This window comes from Acidocella sp. MX-AZ03, from assembly GCF_027626035.1.
GTDB lineage: Bacteria > Pseudomonadota > Alphaproteobacteria > Acetobacterales > Acetobacteraceae > Acidocella > Acidocella facilis.
In genome coordinates this window covers 3,367,457-3,393,156 of the sequence record NZ_CP110774.1, presented here as the reverse complement: position 1 = coordinate 3,393,156, position 25,700 = coordinate 3,367,457, and the positions used below count along the sequence as shown (strand labels likewise).

At 61.8% G+C, this 25,700-nt stretch carries 19 protein-coding genes and 4 pseudogenes; 8 read left to right on the top strand and 15 right to left on the bottom strand.

Annotation, left to right across the window (positions count from 1 at the left end):
• Positions 1-21: 21 nt before the first annotated feature.
• The 10 genes and pseudogenes from GT370_RS18745 to GT370_RS18700 all read right to left on the bottom strand — a co-directional run bounded on the left by GT370_RS18745 (position 22) and on the right by GT370_RS18700 (position 10,554).
• A pseudogene (locus tag GT370_RS18745) lies at positions 22-1,100 on the bottom strand (IS5 family transposase).
• 64 nt (positions 1,101-1,164) lie between these two features.
• Positions 1,165-2,418, bottom strand: coding sequence for an MmgE/PrpD family protein (locus GT370_RS18740; RefSeq protein ID WP_270183543.1), 1,254 nt, complete (start codon positions 2,416-2,418; stop codon positions 1,165-1,167).
• Positions 2,419-2,454: 36 nt separating this feature from the next.
• Positions 2,455-3,666 carry a CaiB/BaiF CoA transferase family protein gene (locus GT370_RS18735; RefSeq protein ID WP_008495298.1) on the bottom strand — a complete coding sequence of 404 codons (1,212 nt, stop codon included), beginning with the start codon at positions 3,664-3,666 and terminating at the stop codon, positions 2,455-2,457.
• A gap of 158 nt (positions 3,667-3,824) precedes the next feature.
• Positions 3,825-4,781 carry an MFS transporter gene (locus GT370_RS18730; RefSeq protein ID WP_270183542.1) on the bottom strand — a complete coding sequence of 319 codons (957 nt, stop codon included), beginning with the start codon at positions 4,779-4,781 and terminating at the stop codon, positions 3,825-3,827.
• Positions 4,782-4,873: 92 nt separating this feature from the next.
• A pseudogene (locus GT370_RS18725) lies at positions 4,874-5,074 on the bottom strand (citrate-proton symporter); the annotation flags it as partial.
• 173 nt (positions 5,075-5,247) lie between these two features.
• Positions 5,248-6,028: pseudogene (locus GT370_RS18720) on the bottom strand (enoyl-CoA hydratase-related protein).
• Between the two features lie 66 nt (positions 6,029-6,094).
• Positions 6,095-6,553 carry a 3-hydroxyacyl-CoA dehydrogenase family protein gene (locus GT370_RS18715; RefSeq protein WP_270183541.1) on the bottom strand — a complete coding sequence of 153 codons (459 nt, stop codon included), beginning with the start codon at positions 6,551-6,553 and terminating at the stop codon, positions 6,095-6,097.
• A 79-nt stretch (positions 6,554-6,632) separates the two neighbouring features.
• A complete protein-coding gene (locus GT370_RS18710; protein ID WP_270183540.1) occupies positions 6,633-7,646 on the bottom strand; it encodes a 3-hydroxyacyl-CoA dehydrogenase NAD-binding domain-containing protein in 1,014 nt (337 codons plus the stop codon).
• A complete protein-coding gene (locus GT370_RS18705) occupies positions 7,643-9,742 on the bottom strand; it encodes an acetate--CoA ligase family protein (RefSeq protein WP_008495293.1) in 2,100 nt (699 codons plus the stop codon). Before GT370_RS18705 ends, GT370_RS18710 begins: the two co-directional genes overlap by 4 nt.
• On the bottom strand, positions 9,742-10,554 hold the full coding sequence (locus GT370_RS18700; RefSeq protein WP_008495292.1) for an enoyl-CoA hydratase/isomerase family protein: 813 nt from the start codon (positions 10,552-10,554) through the stop codon (positions 9,742-9,744). Before GT370_RS18700 ends, GT370_RS18705 begins: the two co-directional genes overlap by 1 nt.
• A gap of 412 nt (positions 10,555-10,966) precedes the next feature.
• Between GT370_RS18700 and GT370_RS18695 the strand changes: the two genes are divergently transcribed.
• The gene (locus GT370_RS18695; protein WP_008495291.1) at positions 10,967-12,301 is read left to right on the top strand and encodes an MFS transporter; all 1,335 of its coding nucleotides are present in this window, start codon (positions 10,967-10,969) and stop codon (positions 12,299-12,301) included.
• A gap of 96 nt (positions 12,302-12,397) precedes the next feature.
• Here the strand turns inward: GT370_RS18695 and GT370_RS18690 are convergent, their stop codons facing one another.
• A complete protein-coding gene (locus GT370_RS18690) occupies positions 12,398-13,294 on the bottom strand; it encodes a LysR substrate-binding domain-containing protein (protein WP_008495290.1) in 897 nt (298 codons plus the stop codon).
• A 26-nt stretch (positions 13,295-13,320) separates the two neighbouring features.
• On the bottom strand, positions 13,321-13,455 hold the full coding sequence (locus tag GT370_RS18685) for a hypothetical protein (protein WP_256378786.1): 135 nt from the start codon (positions 13,453-13,455) through the stop codon (positions 13,321-13,323).
• A gap of 456 nt (positions 13,456-13,911) precedes the next feature.
• On the opposite strand from GT370_RS18685, the gene GT370_RS18680 reads away from it, so the two are divergent.
• On the top strand, positions 13,912-14,457 hold the full coding sequence (locus tag GT370_RS18680; protein WP_008495288.1) for a hypothetical protein: 546 nt from the start codon (positions 13,912-13,914) through the stop codon (positions 14,455-14,457).
• Positions 14,458-14,491: 34 nt separating this feature from the next.
• On the opposite strand, the pseudogene GT370_RS18675 reads toward GT370_RS18680, so the two are convergent.
• From GT370_RS18675 to GT370_RS18655, 3 genes and pseudogenes are all read right to left on the bottom strand, one after another.
• Positions 14,492-15,577: pseudogene (locus GT370_RS18675) on the bottom strand (IS3 family transposase).
• Between the two features lie 524 nt (positions 15,578-16,101).
• A complete protein-coding gene (gene rhaI, locus GT370_RS21700) occupies positions 16,102-18,798 on the bottom strand; it encodes an L-rhamnose catabolism isomerase (protein ID WP_442865462.1) in 2,697 nt (898 codons plus the stop codon).
• A complete protein-coding gene (locus GT370_RS18655; RefSeq protein ID WP_270183539.1) occupies positions 18,750-19,526 on the bottom strand; it encodes a class II aldolase/adducin family protein in 777 nt (258 codons plus the stop codon). Before GT370_RS18655 ends, rhaI begins: the two co-directional genes overlap by 49 nt.
• A gap of 195 nt (positions 19,527-19,721) precedes the next feature.
• Between GT370_RS18655 and GT370_RS18650 the strand changes: the two genes are divergently transcribed.
• The 6 genes from GT370_RS18650 (at position 19,722) to rhaM (ending at position 25,566) form a co-directional block, all read left to right on the top strand.
• Entirely contained in the window at positions 19,722-20,537 is an 816-nt protein-coding gene (locus GT370_RS18650) for a DeoR/GlpR family DNA-binding transcription regulator (RefSeq protein WP_008495285.1), read from the top strand.
• A 186-nt stretch (positions 20,538-20,723) separates the two neighbouring features.
• Positions 20,724-21,716, top strand: coding sequence for a rhamnose ABC transporter substrate-binding protein (rhaS, locus tag GT370_RS18645; RefSeq protein WP_008495284.1), 993 nt, complete (start codon positions 20,724-20,726; stop codon positions 21,714-21,716).
• Between the two features lie 53 nt (positions 21,717-21,769).
• Positions 21,770-23,254 (top strand): sugar ABC transporter ATP-binding protein, encoded by a 1,485-nt coding sequence (locus GT370_RS18640; RefSeq protein ID WP_008495282.1) that lies wholly within the window; start codon positions 21,770-21,772, stop codon positions 23,252-23,254.
• Positions 23,247-24,242 (top strand): ABC transporter permease, encoded by a 996-nt coding sequence (locus tag GT370_RS18635; RefSeq protein WP_008495281.1) that lies wholly within the window; start codon positions 23,247-23,249, stop codon positions 24,240-24,242. The genes GT370_RS18640 and GT370_RS18635 overlap by 8 nt, the downstream gene beginning before the upstream one ends.
• The gene (locus GT370_RS18630) at positions 24,239-25,237 is read left to right on the top strand and encodes an ABC transporter permease (RefSeq protein WP_008495280.1); all 999 of its coding nucleotides are present in this window, start codon (positions 24,239-24,241) and stop codon (positions 25,235-25,237) included. The genes GT370_RS18635 and GT370_RS18630 overlap by 4 nt, the downstream gene beginning before the upstream one ends.
• A complete protein-coding gene (gene rhaM / locus GT370_RS18625; protein ID WP_008495279.1) occupies positions 25,234-25,566 on the top strand; it encodes an L-rhamnose mutarotase in 333 nt (110 codons plus the stop codon). The genes GT370_RS18630 and rhaM overlap by 4 nt, the downstream gene beginning before the upstream one ends.
• The last annotated feature ends 134 nt before the right edge of the window (positions 25,567-25,700 follow it).

Genomic DNA, 25,700 nt, shown 5'->3' with positions numbered 1-25,700 from the left:
TCCAGCGGACAGACTCGTCCCTTATATTGCCACCATTTTTGGAATGCGTACCAGATTATAGGCGATCAGGTTGAGCATGAAGGTGCCGGCGACCCGCGCAACGCCGCGCAGCTTGGTCTTGCGCATCGTGCCGTGCTGCTTGCCCCAGCCGAATATGCACTCGATCATCGCCCGGCGGGTCTGCGACATCGCATAACCGGGATGGCGCGTGGTGCGTCCGTCAATCGCGCTGCGGCGGTGCCTGCCGGTTTTGGTCTCACCGTTGTTTTGTGTGACATGCGGTGTCACGCCGGCGTCGCGCAGATTGGCGACATGATCGGCGGTATCGTAAGCCTTGTCTTCGCCTACGGTGATCCGCCCGGCGGCCGACTTGGCTTTGGCTTTCAACATCGCTTCCGAGGCTTCACGCTCAGCCGTGCCTGTGGCCTGGGTCACTCGGCCACCCACCGCCAAGCCGTGCCGGTTGTCCATCAGCGCGTGCCCCATATACGAAAGCTTTGCCTCCCGCCCAGCGGCCTTGCGGTACAGCCGGCTTTCCGGGTCGGTGGTGCTGGCATGGGTATCGTTCTTACGCTTCTGACCGTGGAAATCCGAACCATCATCGTCGCTGCCATCCTTCGGCCGGAAGCTCTTCTGCGACGCCCACGCCTCGATCAGCGTGCCGTCCACCGAGAAATGCTCATCCGATAGTAGCGGCGTCACCCGCGGGTGGTTCAGCAGCCGGCTCATGAATTTCTGGAATATATCGCCGTTCTGCAGGCGCTCGCGGTTCTTGCTAAACGTGGTCGAGTTCCAGACCGGATCATCCGGGATAAGCCCACAAACCAGCGGTACAGGAGATTATAATCCAGTTGCTCCATCAACTGCCGTTCCGAGCGAATCCCGTACAGCACCTGGATCAGCAGCGCGCTCAGCAATTGTTCAGGCGGCACCGAGGGCCGGCCTTCCCTGGAATACAGCCAGGCAAAGCTGCGGCTCATCTCATGCAGAACATCCCGCACCAAAGCACGGATCGCTCGCAACGGATGGGTCGCCGGAACCCGTGTTTCTGGTGAAACATACGAAAACATCCCGCCCTGATCTCGAAAAGAACCCCGCACCCCACGCCTCACAAAACCTGCCAGCCAAAGTGAATCACATCATAATCCGGCCGCCAGGAGTTTTTCAGCAAACTGCTAGATATTTTGAGACGATTTCAGCGTCCGCAAGCGGGTCTTCAGGGTCACCCTTTCGAGTCTTTTGGATATGAAAAATTTCCTTGCCGTCGAGCAATTTTACTACGAGCTTTGCCATTCTGCGCCGAGGATAGAGGGCTGTTAAATCGTCATCAGCCATAACCCGAATCTTGCTCATAAAGGTACGAATATCATGCCGAGCCATTGTCTCAGATGTAAACGCTCCTAATCGAACAACTCCGGTGTGGCTCTGGGCGGCAAGACAATATTGCAGGCTAAAGCGGGCATCTTGTGCTGATACAGGATGCGGCCTGTCACACATTTTCGCGGTGGCGGCATAGCCGGCAACACTAATGCTCGCTATTTGCTCCGGTTGAAGGTTTCGCTCAGCTAAGATCGTTCGCAGGCCATCGAGCGCAGGAAAAATATGCCCGCAGCAGCCATGGTTTTTGACCGTGACCCGGGCAATCGGGGTCCATTGCCCGATACCTTCAAAGGCTGCGGCCCAGTTGCCCGTCGACTCGCTTGTTGCTGCAGCAAAGCCCTTGATACCGTCCAGCACACCGGTTGCGGCGGTAAGCCCCGCCGCAGCCGCATAGGCGGCCAAGAGCCCGGCATCGGCAGCATGGCCTGGATGCATGGCCTTGGCCGCCCCCACCCCTTGAAGATTCTGCTGATGACCGCCGGCAAAACTGCTCGCCAATCCAATCGCATGACCGATGGCTTCTTCATCGCAATCAAGCAGCATGGCTCCTGCGACAGCAGCACCGATCGTGCCAATCGTCGATGTTGTATGCCAATATTCGTAGTGGCTCGGTTGGACCGCCAATGAAATCCGGCAACCAACCTCGTAACCGGCAATTAGGGCCCGCTGAAACATCTCCAGGGAAAGGTTACGGTCCTGCGCAACAGCCAACGCCGCGGCTACGGTTGGACTGCCAGGATGGTAACCCCCGTCCCGGAAAATGTCATCAAACTCAACAGTATGACTCGCGATCGCGTTGAGCAGCGCCGCATGCCGAGGGGTGGAAGACACTCCGTCGACATAGCATTGCGCGCGCCCGCTGCCTCGGTCGCACGCCAACGCCTTTGCAAGGACTGTCGCAGGCGCCAAGACGCAGCCAGGGAGCGTGGTGGCAAACCAATCAAGAACCGCGCGCCGGGCCGCTGTCTCGACCTCGGCCTCCAGCGTTTTGTGTCGCCAGCCTGCTGCGAGCGCGGCGAACTTTCTTGCGGCATCCATGACATTTCCCCTGAACTCTTTGGTTAACCCGGCCAATTACGCGTTAATCACCCGGGCTTCGCGCAAAGCCGCAATCTGCCCTTCCGTATATCCAAGTGCGCGCAGGACCTCACCCGTCTGCGCTCCCGCCTCTTGCGGCGGAGCGGTAAGGCCAGGGACACTTTCCGACATGGAAAACGCGGCTACCGGTACAGTTAGATTTTCAAACGCCGTACCGGCTGCGCTGTGGCGTTGTAAGACCCCTCTTTCCAACTGTTGAAGGTCTTTCAGAGACTCTTCAAGGCCACGCACGCGCGCAGCAGGTACTCGATGTCCCTTCAAAAAAAATTCCCATTCATCCGCCGGTCGCGTAAGAAAAATTTCCGCAAGCACGGCCTGTTCCTGCCCATGGGAATCCAGCCGCTGATTATTATCAGACTTTATCTGATCCGGCCGCCCGAGCGCTAGCCAGAGGCGAGCCTGCTGACGAAGGTTCGAGGCGCTCAGCATCAGCAATCCGTCTTCCGTCTCGTAACAGCCGATTGTAGCGAAAGGATAGGTATTACCTTTTGGCTTCGGGATACTGCTATTCCAGAAATGCGCCGTGACATAGGGGCTGCAAAGCATTGTAGCCACGTCAAGCATCGAAACATCGATAAACTGCCCACGCCCACCCGCGCGCTCGCGCTGGAACAATGCTGCTGCGATGGCAAACGCCGCCGTTGTACCGGTTGCATAATCGACCACGGGTGCACCACATTTCAGCGGACCGACTGCGCTGGTGCCGGTCATCGCCATCATACCCGAAAAGGCTTGGATGACTCCATCGTAAGCCGTTTCCTCACGGCGCTGACCGGTTTGCCCGAAGGCCGAGATGGAGCAATAAATCAGCCTGGGATTGAGATTTGAAAAAGCATTATATCCCAAGCCAAGTGCCTCGAGCGCTCCAGGACGATAATTCTCTACAAATACATCTGCAGTTTCAACAAGGCGTTTGAGTATCTCACACCCTTCGATGGTTTTAAGGTCAAGGCATACGCTCTTCTTGTTCGAGGCTTGCGCTAGATAGGAAGTACCCATACCGGCGTTGTTCAGGTTTCGGTCCACCCCCTGCCAACGCGCCTGATCAGGGTCATGGGGGGATTCAACCTTGATCACCTCTGCGCCTAAAACGGCAAGTTGGTACGTCGCAAAGGGACCCGCGAGAACATGGGTTGTATCGATAATACGCAGGCCGCGTAATGCTGCTGTCAACGGTTGGTCCTCCAATAAGCAAGATCCGCCTCCCTGCCCTATCCAGGCCAGCCCGATATTTTCCGGCGCATGGCGCAGAAGGGGCTTGATGTTCGTGCCGCCTGGATGCGGGGATAAACGGACGTCGTAATGCCGGGTTTTTCTTACAAAGCGCTGTAGTCTGTCGGTTATCTTCAGTCACTGAAGTTCGGGACGGAAGAGCCAACTTGCGCCGCCGTATCGGTTGAAGCAAGGTTCTTGGAGCGGGGCAGCATAAGCGTCGCGCAGATCCCACACAGCGCCGCAAATGTCAGCCAATATCCCGGCGAGGCCTTATCGGCGGTTGTGTGAATCAGCCATGTCGAGATCATTGGCGTAAATCCGCCAAAGAGTGCCACTGCAACGCTAAAGGCAAATGCCAGGCTGACCGTTCTGACCCGCGCCGGCATGATTTCCGTCAACGTGACCATCGCCGCGCCATTATACATGGCATATAACAGGGCAAACCAGATTTCGGTAAGGACCAGATGATAGAAGGTGATGTTGCTGACCAGCCAGAGCAGCACGGGGTAGGACGTCGCCATCGCCAGAATCGTTGCCGCAATGAGCAGGGGCCGACGCCCTATCCGGTCCGACAGTGCACCCATCGCGGGGACAGCGAACAATGCTACGAGACCAACCGCGAAGGAGGTGAGCAGGCTGTCGCTTGCACTCAGATGCAGAACCACCCGGCCGAAAGTCGGCGTATAGATCTCCGAGAGATAAAACGCAACCGTTGTCATCGAAATCAGCAAAGCACCAACAATGATGATTCTATAGTTCAGGATCATGGATCGCATGATCTCAGAAAATTCCGGATGCTTGCGTTGCGCGAGGAAAGCATCGGTTTCACGCATCGTTGTTCTGAGTACCAGCAGCAGAGGAACGATGAGCGCGCCGATGAAAAATGGAATCCGCCATCCCCAGGCTTGTATCGTGTCCGGCATCATGACGCTGTTGAGTAAATAGCCAATACCTGCGGCCGTCATCGTGGCAAGCTGAAGGCTGGATGACTGCCAAGCGACAAAAAAGCCACGATGACGGGCTGGTGCGATTTCCGAAAGATAGACGGATGCGCCGCCAACCTCGACCCCTGCGGAAAAGCCCTGCAAAAGCCTGCCAAGAACGACCAGCAGGGGGCCAGAAGACCGATTGATTCGTATGTCGGAACGATAGCGATGGAGATTGTACCAATGGCCATTATTGCAAGTGTGAGCATCAGCCCCTTGCGCCGCCCCTCCCGGTCGATATAGCCACCAAGGATAATCGCGCCGATCGGACGCATCAAAAATCCCGCCGCGAAGGTCGAGAAGGTGACCATCAGGGAGATATACTGGTTGTGAGCCGGGAAAAAGGCTTTCGCGATATATTGCGCGTAAAACCCATATATGAAGAAGTCGTACATTTCCAGAAAGTTTCCCGACGCCGCCTGGAATATCGACTTCACATAGTCTGCTTTTGATAAGGACATTTTTCGCTCCGTTTCGGCATTTTTTATTTGGCCAGCCCGCTTGCTGCGATATGGCTATTTTCTCTATTTCATCGGCACTCCATGGGGGTTAGCAAAGAGTGCTTCGCTCAGAATCCCCGATAGTTTGGACTACGCTTTTCCAAAAAAGCCGCCATGCCCTCCTTCTGGTCGGCCGTATCAAACAATGCGATGAACGCTTGACGCTCGGCCCGCAACGCATCGGCCAGGAGCAGATCTTCGCCTTTGCGCAGAGCCGATTTAGCTGCACGCACTGCGAGGGGAGGAAGCTTTGAAATCTGTACGGCCCGCTTTCGCGCGGCCTCCAAGGCGCCGCCCTCGCCGGCGAGTTCTGACACTATGCCCATGACGAAAGCGGTCTTCGCATCCACAGCTTCGCCGGTCAGCACCATCCAGGCTGCTTGGTATCGTCCTATGGCACGCAGCAAATGCTGGCTCCCTCCACCGCCAGGCATGATGCCGACACGGATTTCAGGTTGCGCGAATTTGGCGTTCTCCCCGCAATGATGAGATCGCAGCTCAACGCCAGCTCGCAGCCGCCGCCCAGCGCGTAACCTTCCACCGCCGCGATCACCGGTTTCGGGCAATTCCGCAGTACAGAAAACACTTTTCCACCATCCGCCGCCTCTTGGTCCGCTGCAGTGAGCGTCGCCATTTCGGCGATGTCGCTGCCCGCCGCGAAAACGCCATTAGCCCCGTCAGAATGATGGCGCTGACGGCATCGTCCTGAATCGCGGCCTCCAGCGCCACGATCAGCTCGCTCTTGACCTGCTGATTCAGCGCGTTGCGACGCTCTGGGCGGTCGATGATAAGGGTGGCGACCCGCCCGTCACACTGGCTGGTGACGGTTTTTACCCGCTGATCACGCATGCCAAACGCCCCGGGACTCAGGTCCTTGATAACCAGCCACAGTCTTGCCGGGTGCTGAGTAAGCCTTCATTGCGTGATATCTCCCCAAACAGGCATGGTATCCGGGCTGAGCGCCCAACGGCGCAGCAGCGGCGCGACACGATAGCGACCATCCCCATAGCACGCGGCTAAATGCTCGATTGTCCTGGCCAGCAGGTCGGGCCCGAGGGCCTTGATCCAGGCGAGCGGGCCGCGAGGATAATTTACGCCCTTCACCATGGCCAAATCGATATCCTGCGGCGTTGCCAGCTTTTGCTGCACAGCCTCGGCCGCTTCATTGGCGATCATCGCGACGGTGCGAAGAACGATCAAACCCGGCGCATCATCGATGATGGCAACATTTTTGCCGGTCATCTGCAGAAATCCCACCGCCAAATCATATGCGCCCGGGCGCAATTGATCGGCCGGGCTCATAGCCAGCCATTTCGTGGCGCCAAAGTCCATCGCCAAATCGAGAAGAACCATGGCCCGGCCGGTTTCCGCCATGCGCTGCGTGGCTGTGCGCCCATCGCTGAGAGCCAGGCAAACATCGCCGATTGAGAACGCTTCGGCCGGATGTTCACGGCTAACGGGCCGATGCTCCACACGCAGGCCGGCAGCCTCCGCCGCGGCGATCAGGGGGCCAGCAGGCGGGGGGTGCCATGCACCAGAATGTGCTCGGGGCCGGTGCGGCGGGCGCAGCCACCGGCCCGGGATGGTCCTGACTCGCGTAGTCGTAAATGCCACGTCCGGTCTTGCGGCCCAACAGCCCGGCCTCAACCAAGCTCTTCTGGATCAAGGACGGGCGGTATCTGGGGTCGTGATACATCGCCTTCCACACGCTCTCGGTCACTGCGTAATTCACGTCATGCCCGATCAAGTCCATCAACTCGAAGGGGCCCATGCGAAAGCCCCCGGCATGGCGCAAAACGGCATCAATCGTGGTGGGCTTGGCCGCGTGCTCAGAGACCAACTGCAATGCCTCGCCATAAAACGGTCTGGCGATGCGGTTGACGATGAAGCCCGGGGTGGAGCGACAGAGAACCGGAACCTTCCCCCAACAGGCGGCAATGGCTACCACACGCGCCAGCACCTCGTCATCCGAGACATGGCCGGCGACAATTTCCACGAGGGGCATGGCCGGCGCCGGGTTGAAGAAATGCATGCCGACCAGGCGCCCGGGACGGCGGAGCCTGGCCCCGATCGCCGTCACCGAGATTGAGGACGTATTCGTGGCTAAAATCGCCTCATCGCCGACCACCCGCTCGACCGCTCCGAATAGATCGGCCTTCACCTCGAGCCGCTCGGTCACAGCCTCAATGATCAATCCGGCCGCTGCCAGATCGGCAAGTCCGGCCGCCGGCTTCAGCCGTCGCAGCCGTGTTTCGCGCGCTTGCGCGCTGAGCTTGCCGCGCCGCACGAGTGCATCTAGATCCTTCGCGAGCCGCTCCAGGGCACGCGACACGGCGCCCTCTATGGCGTCATACAATAAGACCTCATGCCCCGCCGTGGCGGCGACAAGCGCAATGCCGGCCCCCATGGCCCCCGCCCCCAGAACGGCGACTTGCATCGAGCGGTCAATCTCCACCGCCTGGCTCACGCCTCCGCCTCCGGCTTGGTCAACACTGCCAGCCCATCCGCCGCTACAACGCCTTGCCCTTCCGGCAAAATGAAAAGTGGGTTGATCTCCGCCTCCTGTAGATGCGGACCGAGTTGTTCACCCATCCGCGAGAAGGCTAGGATTGCCTCGATCAATGCGTCGACATCGCGCCGCGGGGCGCCACGATAGCCTTCCAGCAGCGGCGCGGATTTCAGCTCGTCGATCATCGAAACCGCATCCTCCCTACTCAGCGGCAAAAGGCGGATCGCAGTATCCTTGAACAGCTCCGCCGCGACGCCGCCGGCTCCGAGCAGCAAGGCCAGGCCAAGCTGCGGATCTCGGGTTAGGCCTAGGATGAATTCGATGCCGCCGGACACCATTTCCTGAATCAGGAAGCCCTCCACGGGCAGGCCCTGCCGCGCCAAATCACTCTGCATTCGGGCGGCGACCTCCGCGACCTCGTCCCGCGCGACCCCAAGCCGCACTCCCCCGACATCGCTCTTATGCGCGATCTGCCGAGAGAGGATTTTCACGACGAGGCGCCCTGCCAACCCCTGTGCCAGCTGCCCCGCCTCTTCCGGCGACGCGGCGACGAGTTCGCGGGCCGACGTAATACCGAAGGCGGCAAAGAGGCGCTTGCTCTCGGCCTCATCGAGGGGGCCGCCCATGGCGGGGAGGGGCGCGTGCGGAACCGGCGCCTGTGCAGGGGCAGGTGGCGACATCGTGGCCGGCTGGGCCAACGCCGTCAGCACGGCAGCACAGCCATCCGGCTGGGTTAGCGTCGGAATGCCCTTGCTGTTCAATAGCTTGACGATATCCGGCGCATGTGGACTGACATAAGCGATCAGCGGCTTGTCGCTACGCGCCTGACAGGCGACCGCGGCATCCGCGACCAGGTTGGGCTGGGCCAGCGCGGAGGAGCCGACAACCACCACGGCAGCGTCGAAACTTTCACTCGCCAACAATCCAGACATGGCGGCGCTCAGAATCTGCGGCTGCAATCCGGCCAGCGTGAGATCCACCGGGTTCTGCACGGAGCTGCCCTCCATACCTTGCAGCGCCGCGAGGTTTTGCGCCGTCTCGGCATCGGGGGCTGGCACGTCCAGCCCCGCAAGGCCGCAACTATCGGCCACCAGCGTGCCCGCGCCGCCGGTTGAGGTGAGGATGGCCACCCGCTTGCCGCGCATCCGCCGCCCAGGCACCAGGGCCGCCGGAATGTCGAGCAGATCACTGAAGCTTTGCGCGCGGATGACGCCAAGCTGTTTAAACAACGCATCATACATCGCATCGGCACCGGCCAGGGCGCCGGTATGCGAGACAGCGGCACGCGCGCCTGATTCTGAACGACCGACCTTGAACACGACGATCGGCTTTCCCAGCGCCGCAGCGCGGTAAGCCACCCTGCGAAAGGCCTCAGGCCGGCGCAGTCCCTCCATATATACTGCGAGAACCTTCGTCTGCTCATCCTCAACCAGATGTGCGAGCAGATCGGAACTATCGAGATCGCCCTCATTGCCGGTGGAAACCAGCTTGGCAAAACCGATGCCCCGATCCGCCGCCCGTGAAAGCAGCGCGCCCAATATGCCGCCGCTTTGCGAAACCAGGGAGACATGGCCCACCGGAAGGTTGCCTACCTCTAGCGCACCGCTGGCGGAGAGCATGACACGGTCTGAGAGATTGACGAGGCCGATCGTGTTCGGCCCGAGTACCCGCATGGCGCCAGCCGCCTCGCGAAGCTCAGCCTGGCGCTTCGCGCCTTCCGCGCCGGATTCCCCAAAGCCGCTGGCAAGCACAATGGCGGCGCCCGCGCCGCGCTGAGCCAGCGCGCGCACAGCTTGGCTCGCCCGCTCCGCACCTAGCAGCACAAGCCCGACATCCGGCGCCACCGGCAGGGATTGAATATCGGGATAACAGGTCAAATCGTCGATTTTCTCAAGCCTGGGATTCACCGGCAGCACTGTGCCGGTGAATCCATATTTACGCAGATAGTTCACCGGACGGCCGGTAAGCTTGCCCGGATCACCTGAAGCGCCAATAATCGCGACATGGCGCGGTCGGAGCAGGCGATCGACGCTGCTGATCGGTTCGATATCCATCAGCGCTTTTCCTTTCCTGCAGATTGGGCAAGAAAAGTCTGCACACTCTCGAGATGGTCGCGGGTGCTGTAGCAGATCGCCTGTGCCTGACTGCCCATGCCGAAGACTTGCTCGGCTGTGAGCTCAAAACTTTGATTCAAGACCGACTTCGCCAAAGCGACGGCGGCAGGCGCGCCTTGCGCCATCTCAGCCGCCCAGTCTTGCGCTTCCCGCACGAGACGGTCCACAGTGGCGATACGGTCGATCATCCCCAGGGCCAGCGCCTCTTGCGGCTTTACTGTGCGGCCGGTGAAAATCAGCTCCTTGGCACGGGCGAGGCCGACCCGCCGCGGCAGAAAATACATTCCTCCACCGTCCGGAATGAGACCGCGCAGAACATACGTCATCGCCATCGTCGACGCTTCCGAAGCAATGACAAAATCGCACGCCAGAGCAAGGTCACAGCCCAGCCCGGTGGCAGCGCCATTCACCGCGGCAATGGTTGGCTTTGGCAGATCGTGCAATGCTGAAATGAGATGATGTGTGCGCTGCTGCCGACGCCAGCCATTGAAGGCGATATCACCCGGTGGAACCTGCAGACGCTGTTTCATGCTCTTGATGTCACCGCCAGAGCAAAATCCTTTACCATTGCCGGTGATGACCAACGCCCTGATCGATTCATCACGCGCCACACGGTCAATCAAACCAATCAGCCCCGCACGCATGTCGTCGTCAATGGCATTGCGAACATCCGGCCGGTTCAGGCGCAGCGTCGCGACCGCCTGCTCCACCTCAAATTCGATGCTCGATGGCAGGGCTTTGTCCTCGTCCATGTTTCTTCCTCTTTTTTGGCTATTCGTGAGACCCTTTTAGGAGGTCGCATCAAACGCGCCGTGGCCGACCTGGCGGCTGAAACCGGGATGGAGTTTTAGTGCCGGCAGGCAAACCCCCAGTGGCCTAACGAACCATCCCGACGCCTTATCGTTACCCAGCATCCTGCGCAGGACCGGCTATGCTCCTCAACCAACAATGCGTGGCTTCTAGACAAACTTAAAGTTAGGCAAATCCGCGCCTCTCACTTGGTTTTGGGCGGCTGAACCGCGCGCTTGAATCGTTTTCAAGGCGATTTGCCTAACTATAAGTTGGCCATACCGGCATCAAAAGTCGGGTGCATCCCGGTGTGATAGTGCCAAAGCTTACGCCACAAAAATTGCATAAGCTGCGTGCTTCGGGAGAAGACAAACCATGAACAGAACGGACCGCGTCGAAATCTCCGACGGCTTTGAACAATCCAATGTCGACATAGCCGGGTTGATTGCCAAACGTCGGACGGCGGTGCTGGCCAGCATGGTTGGTACCTCGATCGAATGGTATGATTTCATCCTCTACAGCATCGCCAGCGGCCTCATTTTCCCAAGCTTGTATTTCGCTAAATCCGATCCGTTGTCGGCTACGCTCAGCTCCTACGGCATATTCGCATTGGGCTTCGTCGCGCGCCCGCTGGGGGCACTCATCTTCGGCCATTACGGGGACCGTATCGGACGCAAGGGGACTTTGATCGCGACACTCATCATGATGGGTCTCGGCACCTTCAGCGTCGCGCTGGTGCCAACATATGTGCAAATTGGTATCGCGGGTGCGGTCACGCTCACGGTTCTGCGGTTCATCCAGGGCGTTGGCGTGGGTGGCGAATGGGCTGGCTCCGTTCTGGTCGCGATGGAGTGGGCCCGGCCCGAGCGGCGCGGCTTTGCCGCCAGCTGGCCGCAAATCGGCGTGCCACTGGGTCTTGTTCTCGCCAACCTCGCCTTCGCCGCCGCCAGCTTCGCGACCGGCTCGGCCTTCATGAGCTGGGGCTGGCGACTGCCCTTTGCCGCCAGCATTCTTCTCGTCGGGCTGGGCTTTCTGATCCGCCGCGCGGTGGAAGAGACGCCGGTCTTCCGGACAATCGCACAGGAAAACCGCATCCAGCAACAACCAGTTGCGCGCGTGATCAAGCATCACTACCGCAAAATCTTGATCATCGCCTTCATGCGGATTGTTGAGATGGCGTTTTTCCAGGTCATGACCGTCTTCATCTACACTTTCAGTCTGCAGCGCCTGCATCTCGGCCATGATACGATTTTGCAGACATTGCTCGTTGCCGCATGTGTTTGTACGGTCGCGATTCCGGTGTTCGGCAATTTGTCTGATCGAGTTGGCCGCAAACGCCTGTTCATTATAGGTACGATCGCGGCACCGGCGTTTGCGTTCGCCTATTTTGCGCTCCTCAGCGCCGGGTCTCTGACGCTCTCATTGATCATGATCGCGCTTTCCCTGATCCCGTTTGCGATGATGTATGGCTCGGAATCCGTGCTTATCGCTAATAATTTTTCGCCGGAGCTGCGCTATAGCGGCTCCTCCATCGGCTACCAGCTTTCCGCCATCATCGGCGGCGGGCCGACTCCAATCATCGTCACCCTGTTGTTCCACCACGACCATACCGGCTTTGCGATCGCCGGCTATATCCTGGTTTGCGCCATCATCAGTCTAATTGCCGTTTCCTTCTTGAAAGAGCGCCATGAGGCGTCTGGCCAGGACTGAGGGGGGCGATGCCTTTCGGCGCCATATGGCAAGGCGTATCGTAAACACCCGTTAGTCAAGTTCGGGGAGATGGGGAGAGCCTTTCACTGGCCCCCTTCACGGCACGATTTCTTTCTCCATCTGCCTGAGCAACCACGCGTGGAATAGCCTTAATCCCCGCGAGGGCTTGCGGTTTTTTGGCCAGATCAAATAGTAGCCCTCGTCCAGAACATGGCGTTTGCTGAAGGGGGCCACCAATGCGCCGTCTTTCAGATTGCTATTGACGAGAACCTCAATCCCTATGGCAACGCCCAACCCCTGCAATGCAGCCTCGTAGGCAAGCGCGGAACTCTCGAACTTCAACCCCCGCGTGGGCTCTATTCCCTCAACCTTGGCGGCCTTTAGCCAAGCCGCCCAGTCGTTGGGGCGGGCTAGCGAATGCAGTAACGTGACACCGGCCAGATCTTGCGGCTGCCGTAACTTGTGGTGGCGCAGGAAGGTTGGACTTGCCACCGGCAGCAAGGTCAGGCCAGTGAGCTTGTCGACGCCCACATCCTTCCAGTCGCCGCGCCCGGAACGGATCGCGGCGTCGATTGCACGCCCCTGAAAGTCAACGGGATCGGTCGAGGTTGTCAGTCGCACCTCGATGTCTGGATGTTCTTCCTGGAACACTGGTAACCGCGGAATCAGCCAGCGTTGTGAGAAGGTTGTATAGGATTGCAACGACATCACATCGTTACGACCACGGCGCGACACTCTCTTTACCGCATTATCGATATCATCGAAGGCCGTAACCAAGCCCTGCAATAGCTGTGTCCCCTCACGCGTAATTTCGATCTTACGGTGCCTACGGGTAAATAGAGATACTTCCAGATAAGCCTCCAACTGCCGAACCTGACGGCTGACCGCGACTTGTGAAACACCAAGCTCATTCGCGGCCAGGGTCAGGCTGCCCAAACATCCAGCCGCCTCAAACGAGCGCAGGGCGGCGAAAGATGGAAGTCTACGGTTCATTGTTTGGCCATTTTTAATGAGTTAGTCTAATCTTGGATCTTTGACAAAGCAACCCGATGCGGATTGGGTACGAAGCCCCAGGCTTTTTGCATGCCGTCGAGAATATCGCCTGCACCGACTGGGGCATTGGTGCTGTCAAACAAAGTGAAATCGTTGATCATGAGATTTATCTGTCGAGGTTTGAAAACAGGCGAACAGGTTGATGCGCGAGGCCGGCGGTCACAGCTGAGTCCGGCCGACAGGCGCGCCGCGATCGACATGCAAGATCTGGCCGGTGATAATGTCGGCTTCGCTGGAAAGCGGGAACGCGATGGCGGCGATCTCATCCGGTTCATCTTAACGCACCTGCATGCGCTAGCATTCCTTGGTCTGTTGTAGCCGCATAAGATATTACCACACGAAACCTGCGAGATTAGAGATCAGGATTGAGCTTGGGGATAAGATTAGAATTGAGCTCAGTTTTGAGACCAGGAACAAGCATAGGAATCAGCACAGGAAAAGGCTTTGGATTGGGCTGGGACACGAGCTCAGCGCTTGTCAAGATTCCGATTCGGAAGATTGTCCGCCCCGTCAAAAATAGCGAAACTCCGTGCCGCTATTTTTGAAAGCCCGTGTTCATGTCGCGCAAACGCATTCACACCGAGGCCGAGATCGAAAGCTTGGCGGAGATGCTCCGCCCGCTCTGGCGACAGGGCGATGTGGTGCGGCCCTGGCTACGCCAACATTACGGCATGTTGTTGGAGCTTGTGCATGGCGACTGGTCCTGGGCGGCGATCGCACGCGCGATGACGCTGGCTGGCATCACCTACAGCACCGGCAAAGCGTGGGATGCCGACTGGCTGCAAAGCGAGGTCTATCGCGCCCGCCGCCCCCTGAAAGGCTACCAGCGCAAGACCGCCACCGGACCGCCGCAGAGGACGGCGCAGCAGGCAGAGACGGCGTTTGCGGCACCGGCGCCGGTGCCGGAAGCGGTACCGGTCGGGGCGCGGGACAGCCAATCAGATCCGCCCGATGCTTCAGACACCGTCGAATTTCAGCCGGCGCGCTTTATCGATTGGGACACCAGGCCCGCAGAATTTGATGCGCCGCCACCGGCTGAACCGGCAAAGCCCCTCATCCGGCCGCCCCTCTCAACCTACGACGAGGTCATGGCGCACCAGTAATCCCTCCGTTTTTAACGGGGCATGTTCGTAGAATTCACGCGGCGAGTTTCAGTTTCTGAGCGGGCGTGATCCCACCGATGCCCATGTTGGGGCGCTCGTTGTTATAAGTCCAGAGCCATTTTGTGGCGTGGTGTTGCGCCTCCTCGATACTTTCAATGATGTGCTGGTCGAGCCACTCATGCCGCACGGTCCTGTTATAGCGCTCGACATAGGCATTCTGCTGGGGCTTACCCGGCTGAATATGGCGGATGCTGATCTTCAACTTCTCAGCCCATGCGAGCAGCTTTCCGCTGATATATTCGGGCCGTTATCAACACGAATGCTCCCAGGCTTGCCGCGCCATTCGATGATCCGGTTCAGGCTGCGGATTACACGCTCAGCCGGCAACGAGAAATCAACTTCTATGCCTAAACCTTCACGATTGAAGTCGTCGAGCACGTTCAACAGCCGGAATGCGCGGCCATCCTCCAAGCGATCCGCCATGAAATCCATCGACCATGAGACGTTCGGCGCCTCAGGCACAGCCAATGCATCAGGCTTGTCCCGGTGCAGCCGTTTGCGAGGCTTGATCCGCAGGTTCAGCTCCAGCTCCCGGTAGATGCGATAGACGCGTTTATGGTTCCATGGCCGGCCCTGCACATTGCGTAAATACAAAAAGCACAGGCCAAAACCCCAATTGCGCTTGGCATTCGTTAATCCCACGAGCAGATCAGCGATCTCCTCGTTCTCGCCAACCAGTTTTGGCGCATAGCGATAACAGGTCTCGCTCACGCCAAACGTCCGGCAGGCCAGCGCGATGCTCACCCCCGCCTCGCCACCGCCACCTCGGCCATCTCGCGGCGTTTAGATGGCCGCGCTACTTTTTTCCCAAAGCCTCCTTGAGCAGCTCATTCTGCATGCTCAATTCCGCAAACATCTTCTTCAAACGCCGGTTCTCGTCCTCAATCGCCTTCATCTGCGACACCATCGAGGCATCCATCCCGCCATATTTGGCACGCCATTTGTAAAAGGAGGCATCGCTCATCCCATGTTCGCGGCACAGTTCCGAAATCGGAACACCGCCCTCCGCCTGGCGCAAAATCGCAAGGATCTGGGGCTCGCTATATCTCGACGTCTTCATACAAATCTCCTCGTGTAATCTGCCGAGAAAATTCTACTTATCAAGCCCCTTAATTTCAGGGGGGATTACCGTCCAGCACCATCGCCGCCGCGCGGTTCAGGTCCGGCCATGAGATCAGAATGTGGCGTGCCCTGGCCACCGGAAACAAATGCAGAGATGCTCGCGAAGATCCCTCGGATGTTGCGGAACCCCATGTTTTGCAAGATAGCCTGGCGCTGCAACGGCTATTTGCCGCAGTTCAGAGTGCAGAGGAAAGACGATTTATCCGATCAAACGAATCCGTTTGATCGGATGTTGCTCTAACCGGCGGCTTTTATCCGACACAGGGCCTCCCCCCCCCCCCCGCATAAGCGGGCCAATTCCGGAAGCGCCGATCAAGAAGCCAACAGGGCCGTATTGTGCGAAAAGCCGCTTGCCCACAGTTCGAGGAATCCCTGGCGGTGAGGCCGGTGGCGGCCGGCGATTTTGTCGGGCAGGCAATCTGCACATCAGGGGCGCGCGCCGCGCGCACGCCCGGTCTTTGCTTACACGATGCCGCCACCGCCCCCCGCCTTGGCCGGGCGGATGCGCGCCACCGCGGCGCGGTAACCGCTCGCCCGGTAGGCGCTCAACGGCTCGATCGCCGCGCCGGCGCGGGCACGGGCCATGCCCAGGATCGGCTGCACATCCGTCAGGAAGGCGCGCTTGAGCGTCTGGCTGGCCATCAGCGCGTCATTCTGCGCCTGGAAGCCGGCCAGCGCGGCGCGGTCCACCAGCAATGCCTGGGCAAAGGCCCGCTGCACCTCGATGGCGCTGGTGATCAGGCTTTCGATCGGGTCGGTCACGTTGTGCGATTGGTCGAGCATATAAGCCGGCGCGAACCCCGGCGCCTGACGCGCCTGGGCGCCGACCAGCTCGTTGAACACCAGGAACAGCCGGTACGGGTCGATCGCCCCGGCATCCAGGTCGTCATCGCCATATTTGGAATCGTTGAAGTGAAACCCCGCCAGTTTGCGCGCATGCACGAGCCGGGCGACGATCATTTCGATATTCACATTCGGCGCGTGATGCCCCAGATCAACCAGGCACAGGCAGCGCTCGCCCACCGCCTGCGCGGCCAGCAGGGAAGATCCCCAATCCTGGATCACCGTGGCATAGAAGGCCGGCTCGTACATCTTGTGTTCGAGGAACAGCGCGAAATCCGCCGGCAGCGCGCCATACACCGCCTGCACGCTCTCGATATAACGCTCGAACGCGGCGGTGAAATCCTGCTGGCCGGGGAAATTCGCGCCATCGCCGACCCAGATGGTCAGCGCCCGGGCGCCCAGTTTGGCCCCCAGCGCGGCGCAGGCGATGTTGTGCGCCACCGCCTGCGCGCGCACCGCCGCATCCGCATGGGTGAGGCTGCCGAACTTGTAGGAGAGAGGATGCGCCGGATTGCCCGGGTGGTCCTGAAACGTGTTGGAATTCACGGCATCAAAACCCAGCCCCAAGGCCGCGGCGTGCTCCTTCAGGGCCGCCACGTCACTCACCTCATCCCATGGGAAATGCAGCGAGACGGTCGGCGTGGCGGCGGTGAGGCGGTGGATCACCGCGCAATCCTCCAGCTTGTCGAACACGTTGCGCGGCTCGCCGGGCATGGGGAAGCGGGCAAAGCGGGTGCCCCCGGTGCCCACCGCCCAGCTCGGCGTGGCCACGCCAAAGCTGGCCACGGCGCGGGTGACCGCCTCGATATCGATCCCGCGCCGCGCCAGCCCCCGGCCCAGCGCCTCGTAATCCTCCTGCAGGGCCGCCAGCAAGGGCGCATTCTGCGCGGCCAGCGCCGCCTGGTCCAGTTGCGGTGTCACGAACTTGTCCATCTGGTTCACCGGGTGAAAGCGTTGGCGTTGCCGGCATCGACATTCAGGATGTTGCCGGTGGATTTGGCGGAGATCTCTGAGGCGAAGAAGGCGATGCCCTCGGCGATATCCTCCGGGTAGACGCTGCGTTTGAGCAGCGAGCGCTGGCGATAGACATCGTCCAGCTCCTCCAGCGAAGCCTTCTGGTAAGAAGCCGCGCGCTGCTCCCCCAATCGCCCTGCCAGATGCGGCTGCCGCGCAGCACCGCATCCGGGTTGACCACGTTGGCGCGGATGCCGTGCGGCGCCCCCTCCAGTGCCAAGCAGCGCGAGAGATGCAGCTCTGAGGCCTTGGCCGTGCAATAGGCCGCCGCCCCGGCGAGGCGACAAGTGCGTTCTTGCTCGCCACCATGATGATCGAACCGCCCAGCTTCTGGGTGAGCAGCATCCGATAGGCCTCGCGCGAGGTCAGGAAATAGCCGGTGGCGAGTATGTCGATATTCTTCTGCCACAGCGCCAGGCTGGTCTCCTCCAGCGGCGCCGCGGAGGCGATGCCGGCATTGCACACACAGATATCCAACCCGCCAAAGGCCAGGGCGGTTTCCGTGAAGGCGGCGGCCAGCGCCTCCTCGCGCGTCACATCCGCCCACACCGCCGCCACTTGGTCGGCGCCATGGGATTTGGCCAGCGCCGCACGCGTGCCCTCCAGCGCCTCGCGGTCGATATCGCACAGCACCACGCAGGCACCATCCTGCAGCAGCCGCCGCGCGGTGGCCGCGCCGATGCCTCCGGCCCCGCCGGTGATGAAGGCGATGCGCCCGGCCAGCGCGCGCGGCCTTGGCAGGCGCTGCAGCTTCGCCTCCTCAAGCAGCCAGTATTCGATGTTGAACGCCTCCTGCTCGGGCAGGCCGCGATATTCGGAAACCGTGCTGGCGCCGCGCATCACATTGATGGCGTTGCGGTAGAACTCGCCGGAAATCCGTGCCGTGGCCTTGTCGGCGGCAAAGGTGAGCATGCCGATGCCGGGGATGAGATAGACCACGGGGTTGGGATCGCGCATCGCCGGGCTGTCGGGGTGTTTGCAGCGTTGGTAGTAGGCGGCGTAGCCAGCGCGGTAGGCGGCTAGCGCGTCCTCCAGGCCGGGCAGCAAATCCGCCGCCTGCTGCGTCGCCGGATCGAACGCCAGCACCAGCGGCGCGATCTTGGTGCGCAGGAAATGGTCCGGGCAGGAGGTGCCCAGCGGCGCCAGACTGTCCAGCGCGTGACTGCCGACAAATTCAAGCACCTCGGGCGCGTCATCGAAATGCCCGACCTTGCGCGGCCCCTCCTGGCTGATCAGCCCGCGGATCACCGGCATCAGCGTCGCGGCCACGGCGCGGCGCGTGGGCGCGGGAGCCGGCTGCACGCGCACCCCCCAAAGGCGGCGCGCCCTTGCGCCCGCGCTGCCAGAAAGCTGATGGCGCGGTTGATCACCGCCAGCGTCGTCTCATAGCACTCTTTCTGCGTGTCACCCCAGGTGAACAGCCCGTGCGCGCCCAGCACCACGCCTTTGGCCTGCGGGTGCGTCTCGGCAAAGCGCCGCAGCCATAGCCCCAGCTCGAACCCCGGCCGCCGCCAGGGCAGCCAGCCGATCTCGTCACCAAAAATCTCCTGTGTCAGCGCCTCGCCTTGCGCCGCCGCGGCGATGGCGATGATCGCATCCGGATGCACATGGTCCACATGCGGGCGGTCGATGAAGGCGTGCAGCGGCGTATCGATGGAGGTGGCACGCGGGTTAAGGTTGAAGGTGCAGTGATTATACAGCCCCACCATCGCATCCTCCTGCGCCGGGCCGTGATAGATCCCGCGCAGCGCGTGCAGCTTGTCCATGTACAGCGTGGCGAAGCCATCCTGCGTGATGCTGCCTATATCGCCGCCCGAGCCCTTGACCCACAGCACCTGGACCGGGGCGCCGGTCAGCGGATCCGCCATCTCGATTTTCGAGGAGGTGTTGCCGCCGCCGTAATTGGTGATGCGCTTGTCCGCGCCCAGCAGATTGGAGCGATAGACGAGCAGCGCCGCCGGCGTCAGCGTTGCCGCATGCGCCTCGTCCCAGCGAGTCTCAAGCAAAGATGGTGACGTGATGGCGTCCATTGGTTCCTCCCGTGCGGCCGCTTGGTGCCCCCTGGCGTCTTGCGTCATTTTGAGGGGCGATAGCCTTTCCTAGAACACGAAACGATCACAATCAACCAAATTCGATTAATATTGCGTTGCAATATGCGCGATTTTGCTTGACGACTATCAAAAACCGGCGTTTTCTTGCAGAAACAACCAATGAGGACGCCCCGGATGCTCGAACGTGAGCGCCACCACCTGATCCGCAAACTCGTCGAGGATCGTTCCGTCGTCGCCGTGGCCGACCTTGTCGAGCTGCTCGGCGCCTCGGAGGCGACGATCCGGCGTGATATTGGAGCGATGGCCGATCGCGGCGAGCTGCGCCGTGTGCGCGGCGGGGCGGAGGCGCTGCGCCCGCGCCACCAGCCGCAACTCGGCGCCGCGCATTTCAGCGCCGAGGAGCCGGTGGCTCTGGCGGAAAAACAGGCCATCGCCAAAGCCGCCGCCGCCATGCTGGAGGATGGCGACAGCGTCGTCATCAACGGCGGCACCACCACCTATCGCCTGGCCGGGTTCCTGGCGGAGCGGCGGCTCGATGTGCTGACCAACTCCTTCCCCCTCGCGGCTTCGCTGATGCGCAGCCCCAAGCTGCGCGTGACCATCCCCGGCGGCACCATCTATCCCCAGCAGAACATCGTGCTCAGCCCCTTCGGCCACGACATGATGAAGCATTTCTGCGGTCGCCTGCTGTTCACCGGCTGCCATGGGCTGAACGGCTTCGGGCTGATGGAGACCGATCCGCTGATCGCGCAATCGCTGATGTCGCTGCTGGGATGCGCGGAGACGCTGGTGGTGCTGGCCGACAGCCGCAAGCTGCGCCAACGCTCCTCGATGATCGTTGCCCCACTGTCGCGCATCACCACGGTGATCACTGATCGCGGCGCCACCGCCGAGGAGCTCGACATGCTGCGCGCCGCCGGGGTTGAAACCATTGTCGTCGACCCTGAGCCGCTGCAGGCACAGGCGGGAGGATTGCAGGACGTTGCGTGAAGGCGGGCGCCGTGATCGGGGAGAAGCCACCCCGGCCCGGAACAACCCGCGGACGGACGAGAGCGATATGTGTTTGGAGTGACGCGCCAGCATCAAGATAAACACAAGAAATTGCTCGCTAATACCAAAATTAGAGCCTCAAGCTGAATCAAAAACAAGGGAGAACCAAGGATGCAAAGGCGTCAATTGATCAGGAGCGGCGCGCTCTTCGCGGGTGCGGCCACGCTCACCGCGGGGCTTGGGCGCAGCGCCCGGGCGGCCGGGGAAATCCGTGTCGGGCTGGTTGCCAAATCACTCGGCAACGGCTTTTTCGTGGCGGTGGACAAGGGCGCCCAGCAGGCCGCCGCGCAGCTCGGCGATGTCAAGGTGATCTTCACCGGTCCCACCACCACCAGCGCCGCCGGGCAGATCAACGTGATCCAGTCACTGATCGACCAGCATGTCGATGCCATCGCCATCTCCGCGAACGACCCGGACGCGTTGGTGCCGATCTGCAAGCGCGCCATGCAGCGCGGGATCAAGGTCATCTCATATGACAGCGGCATCGACCAGGCCGGGCGTATCGTGCATGTCGCCCCCTCCTCCAACGCCCTGATCGGCGCGGCCCTGGACAAGCTGGCGGCGCAGAACGCGCCCGACGGCAAGGGTCAGATCGCCATTCTCTCCGCCACCCCCACCGCCACCAACCAGAATGCCTGGATCGATGTGATGAAGGCACAGCTTGGGAATTATCCCGGCCTGCAGCTCGTCGCCACGGTTTACGGCAACGACCTCGCGGATGACAGCTACCGCCAGACCACCGCGCTGTTGCAGAAATATCCGCAGCTGAAGGTCATCGTGGCGCCCACCTCGGTCGGCATCGTCGCCGCCGCCAAGGCGGTGGAGGATGCCGGCAAGGTCGGCAAGGTCTATGTCACCGGTCTGGGCCTGCCCTCCGAATGCGCCGGCCATGTGCAAGCCGGCTCGATCCGTGATTTCGCCATCTGGAATCCCATCGACCTCGGCTACACCACGATTTATGTCGCAGTGGATCTGGTCAAGGGGGCCCGCGGCCCAGGCGCTACATTGCCCATCGGCCGCATGGGCAGCATCAGCTTCGGCGCGGATGGCGTCGGCGCCATGGCCGCGCCCTTCACCTACGACAAATCCAACGTCGAGGCCTTCGCCAAGATCTTCTGATCGCGGCGCGGCGGGGCCTTGCCCCGCCGCCTCAGCCGGAGAGAGCCAGCCTTATGACCATCCCCCTGCTCAGCCTGTCGGGCATCAGCAAATCCTTCGCCGGCGTGCAGGCGCTGTGCGGCGTCGATCTCGCGCTCTATCCCGGTGAAGTCACCGCGCTGATCGGCGAGAACGGTGCTGGCAAATCGACGCTGGTGAAAATCCTCACCGGCGTTCATCAGGCCGATGCCGGGGAGGTGCGCCTGCAAGGCGCGCCGGTCCATATCGGTTCGGCCGACCAGGCCGGGCGGCTTGGCATCGGCGCCATCCACCAGGAAGCGGTGGTGTTCGATGATCTGTCCGTCGCCGAGAACATCTTCATCACCGACCGCCCGCGCCGCCACGGCTTTATCGACTGGACCCGGATGCGCGAACGCGCCCGGCTGATCCTGGCGGAGCTGGATCCGCGCATCGACCCGCGCACGCCCATGCGCCAGCTCAGCGTGGCGCAGAAGCACTTGGTGCAGATCGCCAGGGCACTGTCCAACGAGGCCCGGGTGGTGATCATGGACGAGCCCACCGCGGCCCTCTCGCACCGCGAGGTGGAGGAACTGTTCGTCATCGTCGAGCGGCTGAAACGGGCCGGGCGCGCCATCCTGTTCATCAGCCATAAATTCGAGGAAATCTTCGCCCTGGCGGACCGCTATGCGGTGTTCCGCGACGGCCATGCCGTCGGCCAGGGGCTGATCAGCGAGGTCGATCGCGACCGGCTGATCGCGATGATGGTCGGGCGCGCCGTGCAGCAAGCCTATCCCAAGGCAGAAATCGAGATCGGCGCGGAGCTGTTCCGGGTCGAGGGGCTGGGGCGCGGCAGCGAGTTCGCGGATATCAGCTTCAACCTGCATCGCGGCGAGATCCTTGGCGTGTACGGGCTGGTCGGCGCCGGGCGCAGCGAGGTGATGCAGGCGCTGGCGGGCATCACCCGCCCTGACCAGGGGCAGGTGACACTGGCCGGGGCGCGGTTGCACGCCGCCACCCCGCAAGCCGCCATCCAGGCCGGCATCGCCTATGTGCCGGAGGACCGGCAGGTCCAGGGCGGCATCCTCGGTGCCTCCATCGCCCGCAATGTCGCCCTGCCCTCGCTCGCGCATCTTTCGCACCGCGGCTTCATCCGCCGGCGTGATGAGGACAGCCTGGCGCAGACCTATGTCCGGCAATTACAGATCAAGACCGCCGGGGTCGGGCAGCGCCTGGAGGAACTCTCCGGCGGCAACCAGCAAAAAGTGGTGATCGGCAAATGGCTGGCCACCGGCCCCTCGGTGCTGATCCTGGATGAGCCGACCAAGGGCATCGATATCGGCGCCAAGACCGCGGTTTACCGGCTGATGGCCGAGATGGTGGAAAAGGGCCTTGGCATCATCATGGTTTCATCCGAACTGCCGGAGGTGCTGGGGCTGGCGGACCGCATCCTGGTGATGCGCCGCGGCCGCCTACGCGCCAGTTTCAACCGGGCGCAGGCCAGCGCCGAAGCCATCGTGAAAGCCGCCACCGATGCGTAAAGTCGGCCGCCTCAAACCCCTGCCGCACGAGGCCGGGCTCGGCCTGCTCACCCTCGCCCTGCTGGCGCTGGTCACCTTGCTGTTCCCGCAGTTCCTCGCCCCGGACAATGTGAAGTCACTGCTCGACGACACCGCCCTGCTGATCATGATGGCGGTGGGTGAGATGTTCGTGCTGCTCACCCGGGGGGTGGATCTCTCGGTCGCGGCCAATGCCGCCCTCACCGGCATGGTGGTGGCGCAGTTCAATGCCGCGCATCCGCAGGCCGGGGTGGTGCCGGTGCTGCTCATCGCCCTGGCGATGGGGGCGGGGCTGGGGCTGTTCAACGGGCTGCTGGTCTGGCGGCTGCGCCTGCCCTCCATCGTCGTCACGCTGGGCACGCTCTCCATCTATCGCGGTTGCGTCTATCTGGTCTCCGGCGGCGCCTGGGTGAATAGCGGGCAGATGTCGCCCGCCTTTCTGGATTTCGTACGGCTGCCGGTGCTCGGCCTGTCCATGCTCAGCTGGATCGGCTTTGGCACGGCCGGGCTCGGCTGGCTGTTCCTGCGCTACAGCAATGCCGGGCGCAACCTATATGCCGCCGGCAACAATCCGGAAGCGGCCGCCTATGCGGGGATCGATGTCGGGCGGATGCAGTGCCTCGCCTTCCTGCTCTCGGGCACCATCTCTGGCCTGGCCGGGTATCTGTGGACGGCGCGCTTCGGCGTGGCCTACACGGATGTGGCCAGCGGGTTCGAGTTGCAGGTGATCGCCGCCTGCGTCATCGGCGGCGTCTCCATCACCGGCGGGGTTGGCGGCATCGCTGGGGTGGTGCTGGGCGGGCTGTTTCTCGGCATCATCAAAACCGCCTTGCCGGTGGTCGGCATCTCGCCCTTCTTCCAACTCGCCGTCAGCGGCCTGGTGATCACCGTGGCGGTGATCCTCAACAGCACCGTCCAGCGCAAGACCCATGGCCGCAAGATCCTCGAACCGGCGGAGGCCGCATCGTGAAATCTCTCCCCACCTCCCTGACCCCCGGCGTGGCCGCGCGGCGCGGCTTCACCTGGCGCGTGCTGCGCCGCTGGGAGAGCCTGCTGGCCCTGACCGTACTGGCGGATGTCTTCCTCAACACACGGCTCTCGCCGTATTTCCTCAACCCCTGGACCCTTTCGGACGCCAGCTTCAATTTCACCGAGCGCGGGATCATGGCGCTGCCCATGGCGCTGCTGATCATCGCCGGGGAGATCGACATCTCGGTGGGCAGCACCATGGCCATGTCGTCGGTGTTCATGGGGCTGGTGGCGCAGGCGGGCGGAAACACCGCTCTGGTCTGCCTCACCGGGCTGCTCGCCGGGGCACTGGCGGGGGCGGGCAATGGCCTGCTGGTGACCTATTTCCGCGTCCCCTCCATCGTCGCCACCATCGGCACGCTCAGCCTCTATCGCGGCATCGCCTACGCCATTCTGGGTGATGGCGTGCTCAAATCCTACAGCAACGCGTTCGCCTGGTTCGGCCAGGGCTATGTGTGGGGGCCGGTGTCCTTTGAGCTGGTGCTGTTCCTGGGGCTGGCGGTGATCTTTGGCATCGTCCTGCATTTCACCGTACTCGGCCGGCGCATCTATGCCATCGGCGCCAATGCGGTGGCGGCACGGCTCGCCGGGGTGCAGGTGGGGCGGACGAAATTCGGCCTGTTTGTGCTGCTGGGCACCTGCGCCGGGCTGGCCTCCATCCTGCTCACCTCGCGCCAGGGCTCAACCCGCCCCTCGCTGGGGCTGGGCTGGGAGCTTGATGTCATCACCATGGTCATCCTCGGCGGCGTCGCCATCGATGGCGGGCAAGGCAGCATCATCGGCGTGGTGCTGGCGGCGTTGCTGATCGGCATGGTCACCTTCGGGCTGTCGCTGCTCAACGTGCCGGGGATTGTGCTGGCCATCATCACCGGGGGCATGCTGCTGGGGGTCGTCGCCCTCTCCGCGCAGCTCGGCCCGGCGCGGCGGCGGCGATGAGCGCGGCCGGGACGCCGGAACAGGTGGCTTGGCGCATGCGCCTCACGCCGGGCCAGGCGGCTGAATATCGCCGCCGGCATGACGAGATCTGGCCAGAGCTGCTCACCTTGCTGCGCGAGGCCGGGATCAGCGATTATTCGATCTTCCTTGACCCGGAGAGCAATGCCTTGTTCGCCGTGCTGCGCCGCCGCGCGGAACATGCCATGGACGCTCTGCCGGCACAGGCGGTCATGCAGCGCTGGTGGGCGTACATGGCCGACATCATGCAGACCGGGCCGGACAATGCGCCCCTCGCCGTGCCCCTGGCGCTGATGTTCCACATGCCATGAGCGGGCTTATCGTCGTCCTGGATATCGGCAAGACCAACGCCAAGCTGTTGCTGCTGGATGCGGCCGGGAGCTGCCTCTGGTCGGCCGAGCGGGCCAGCCCGGCGCTGCCCGCCCCGGACATGGCCCGCTCACCC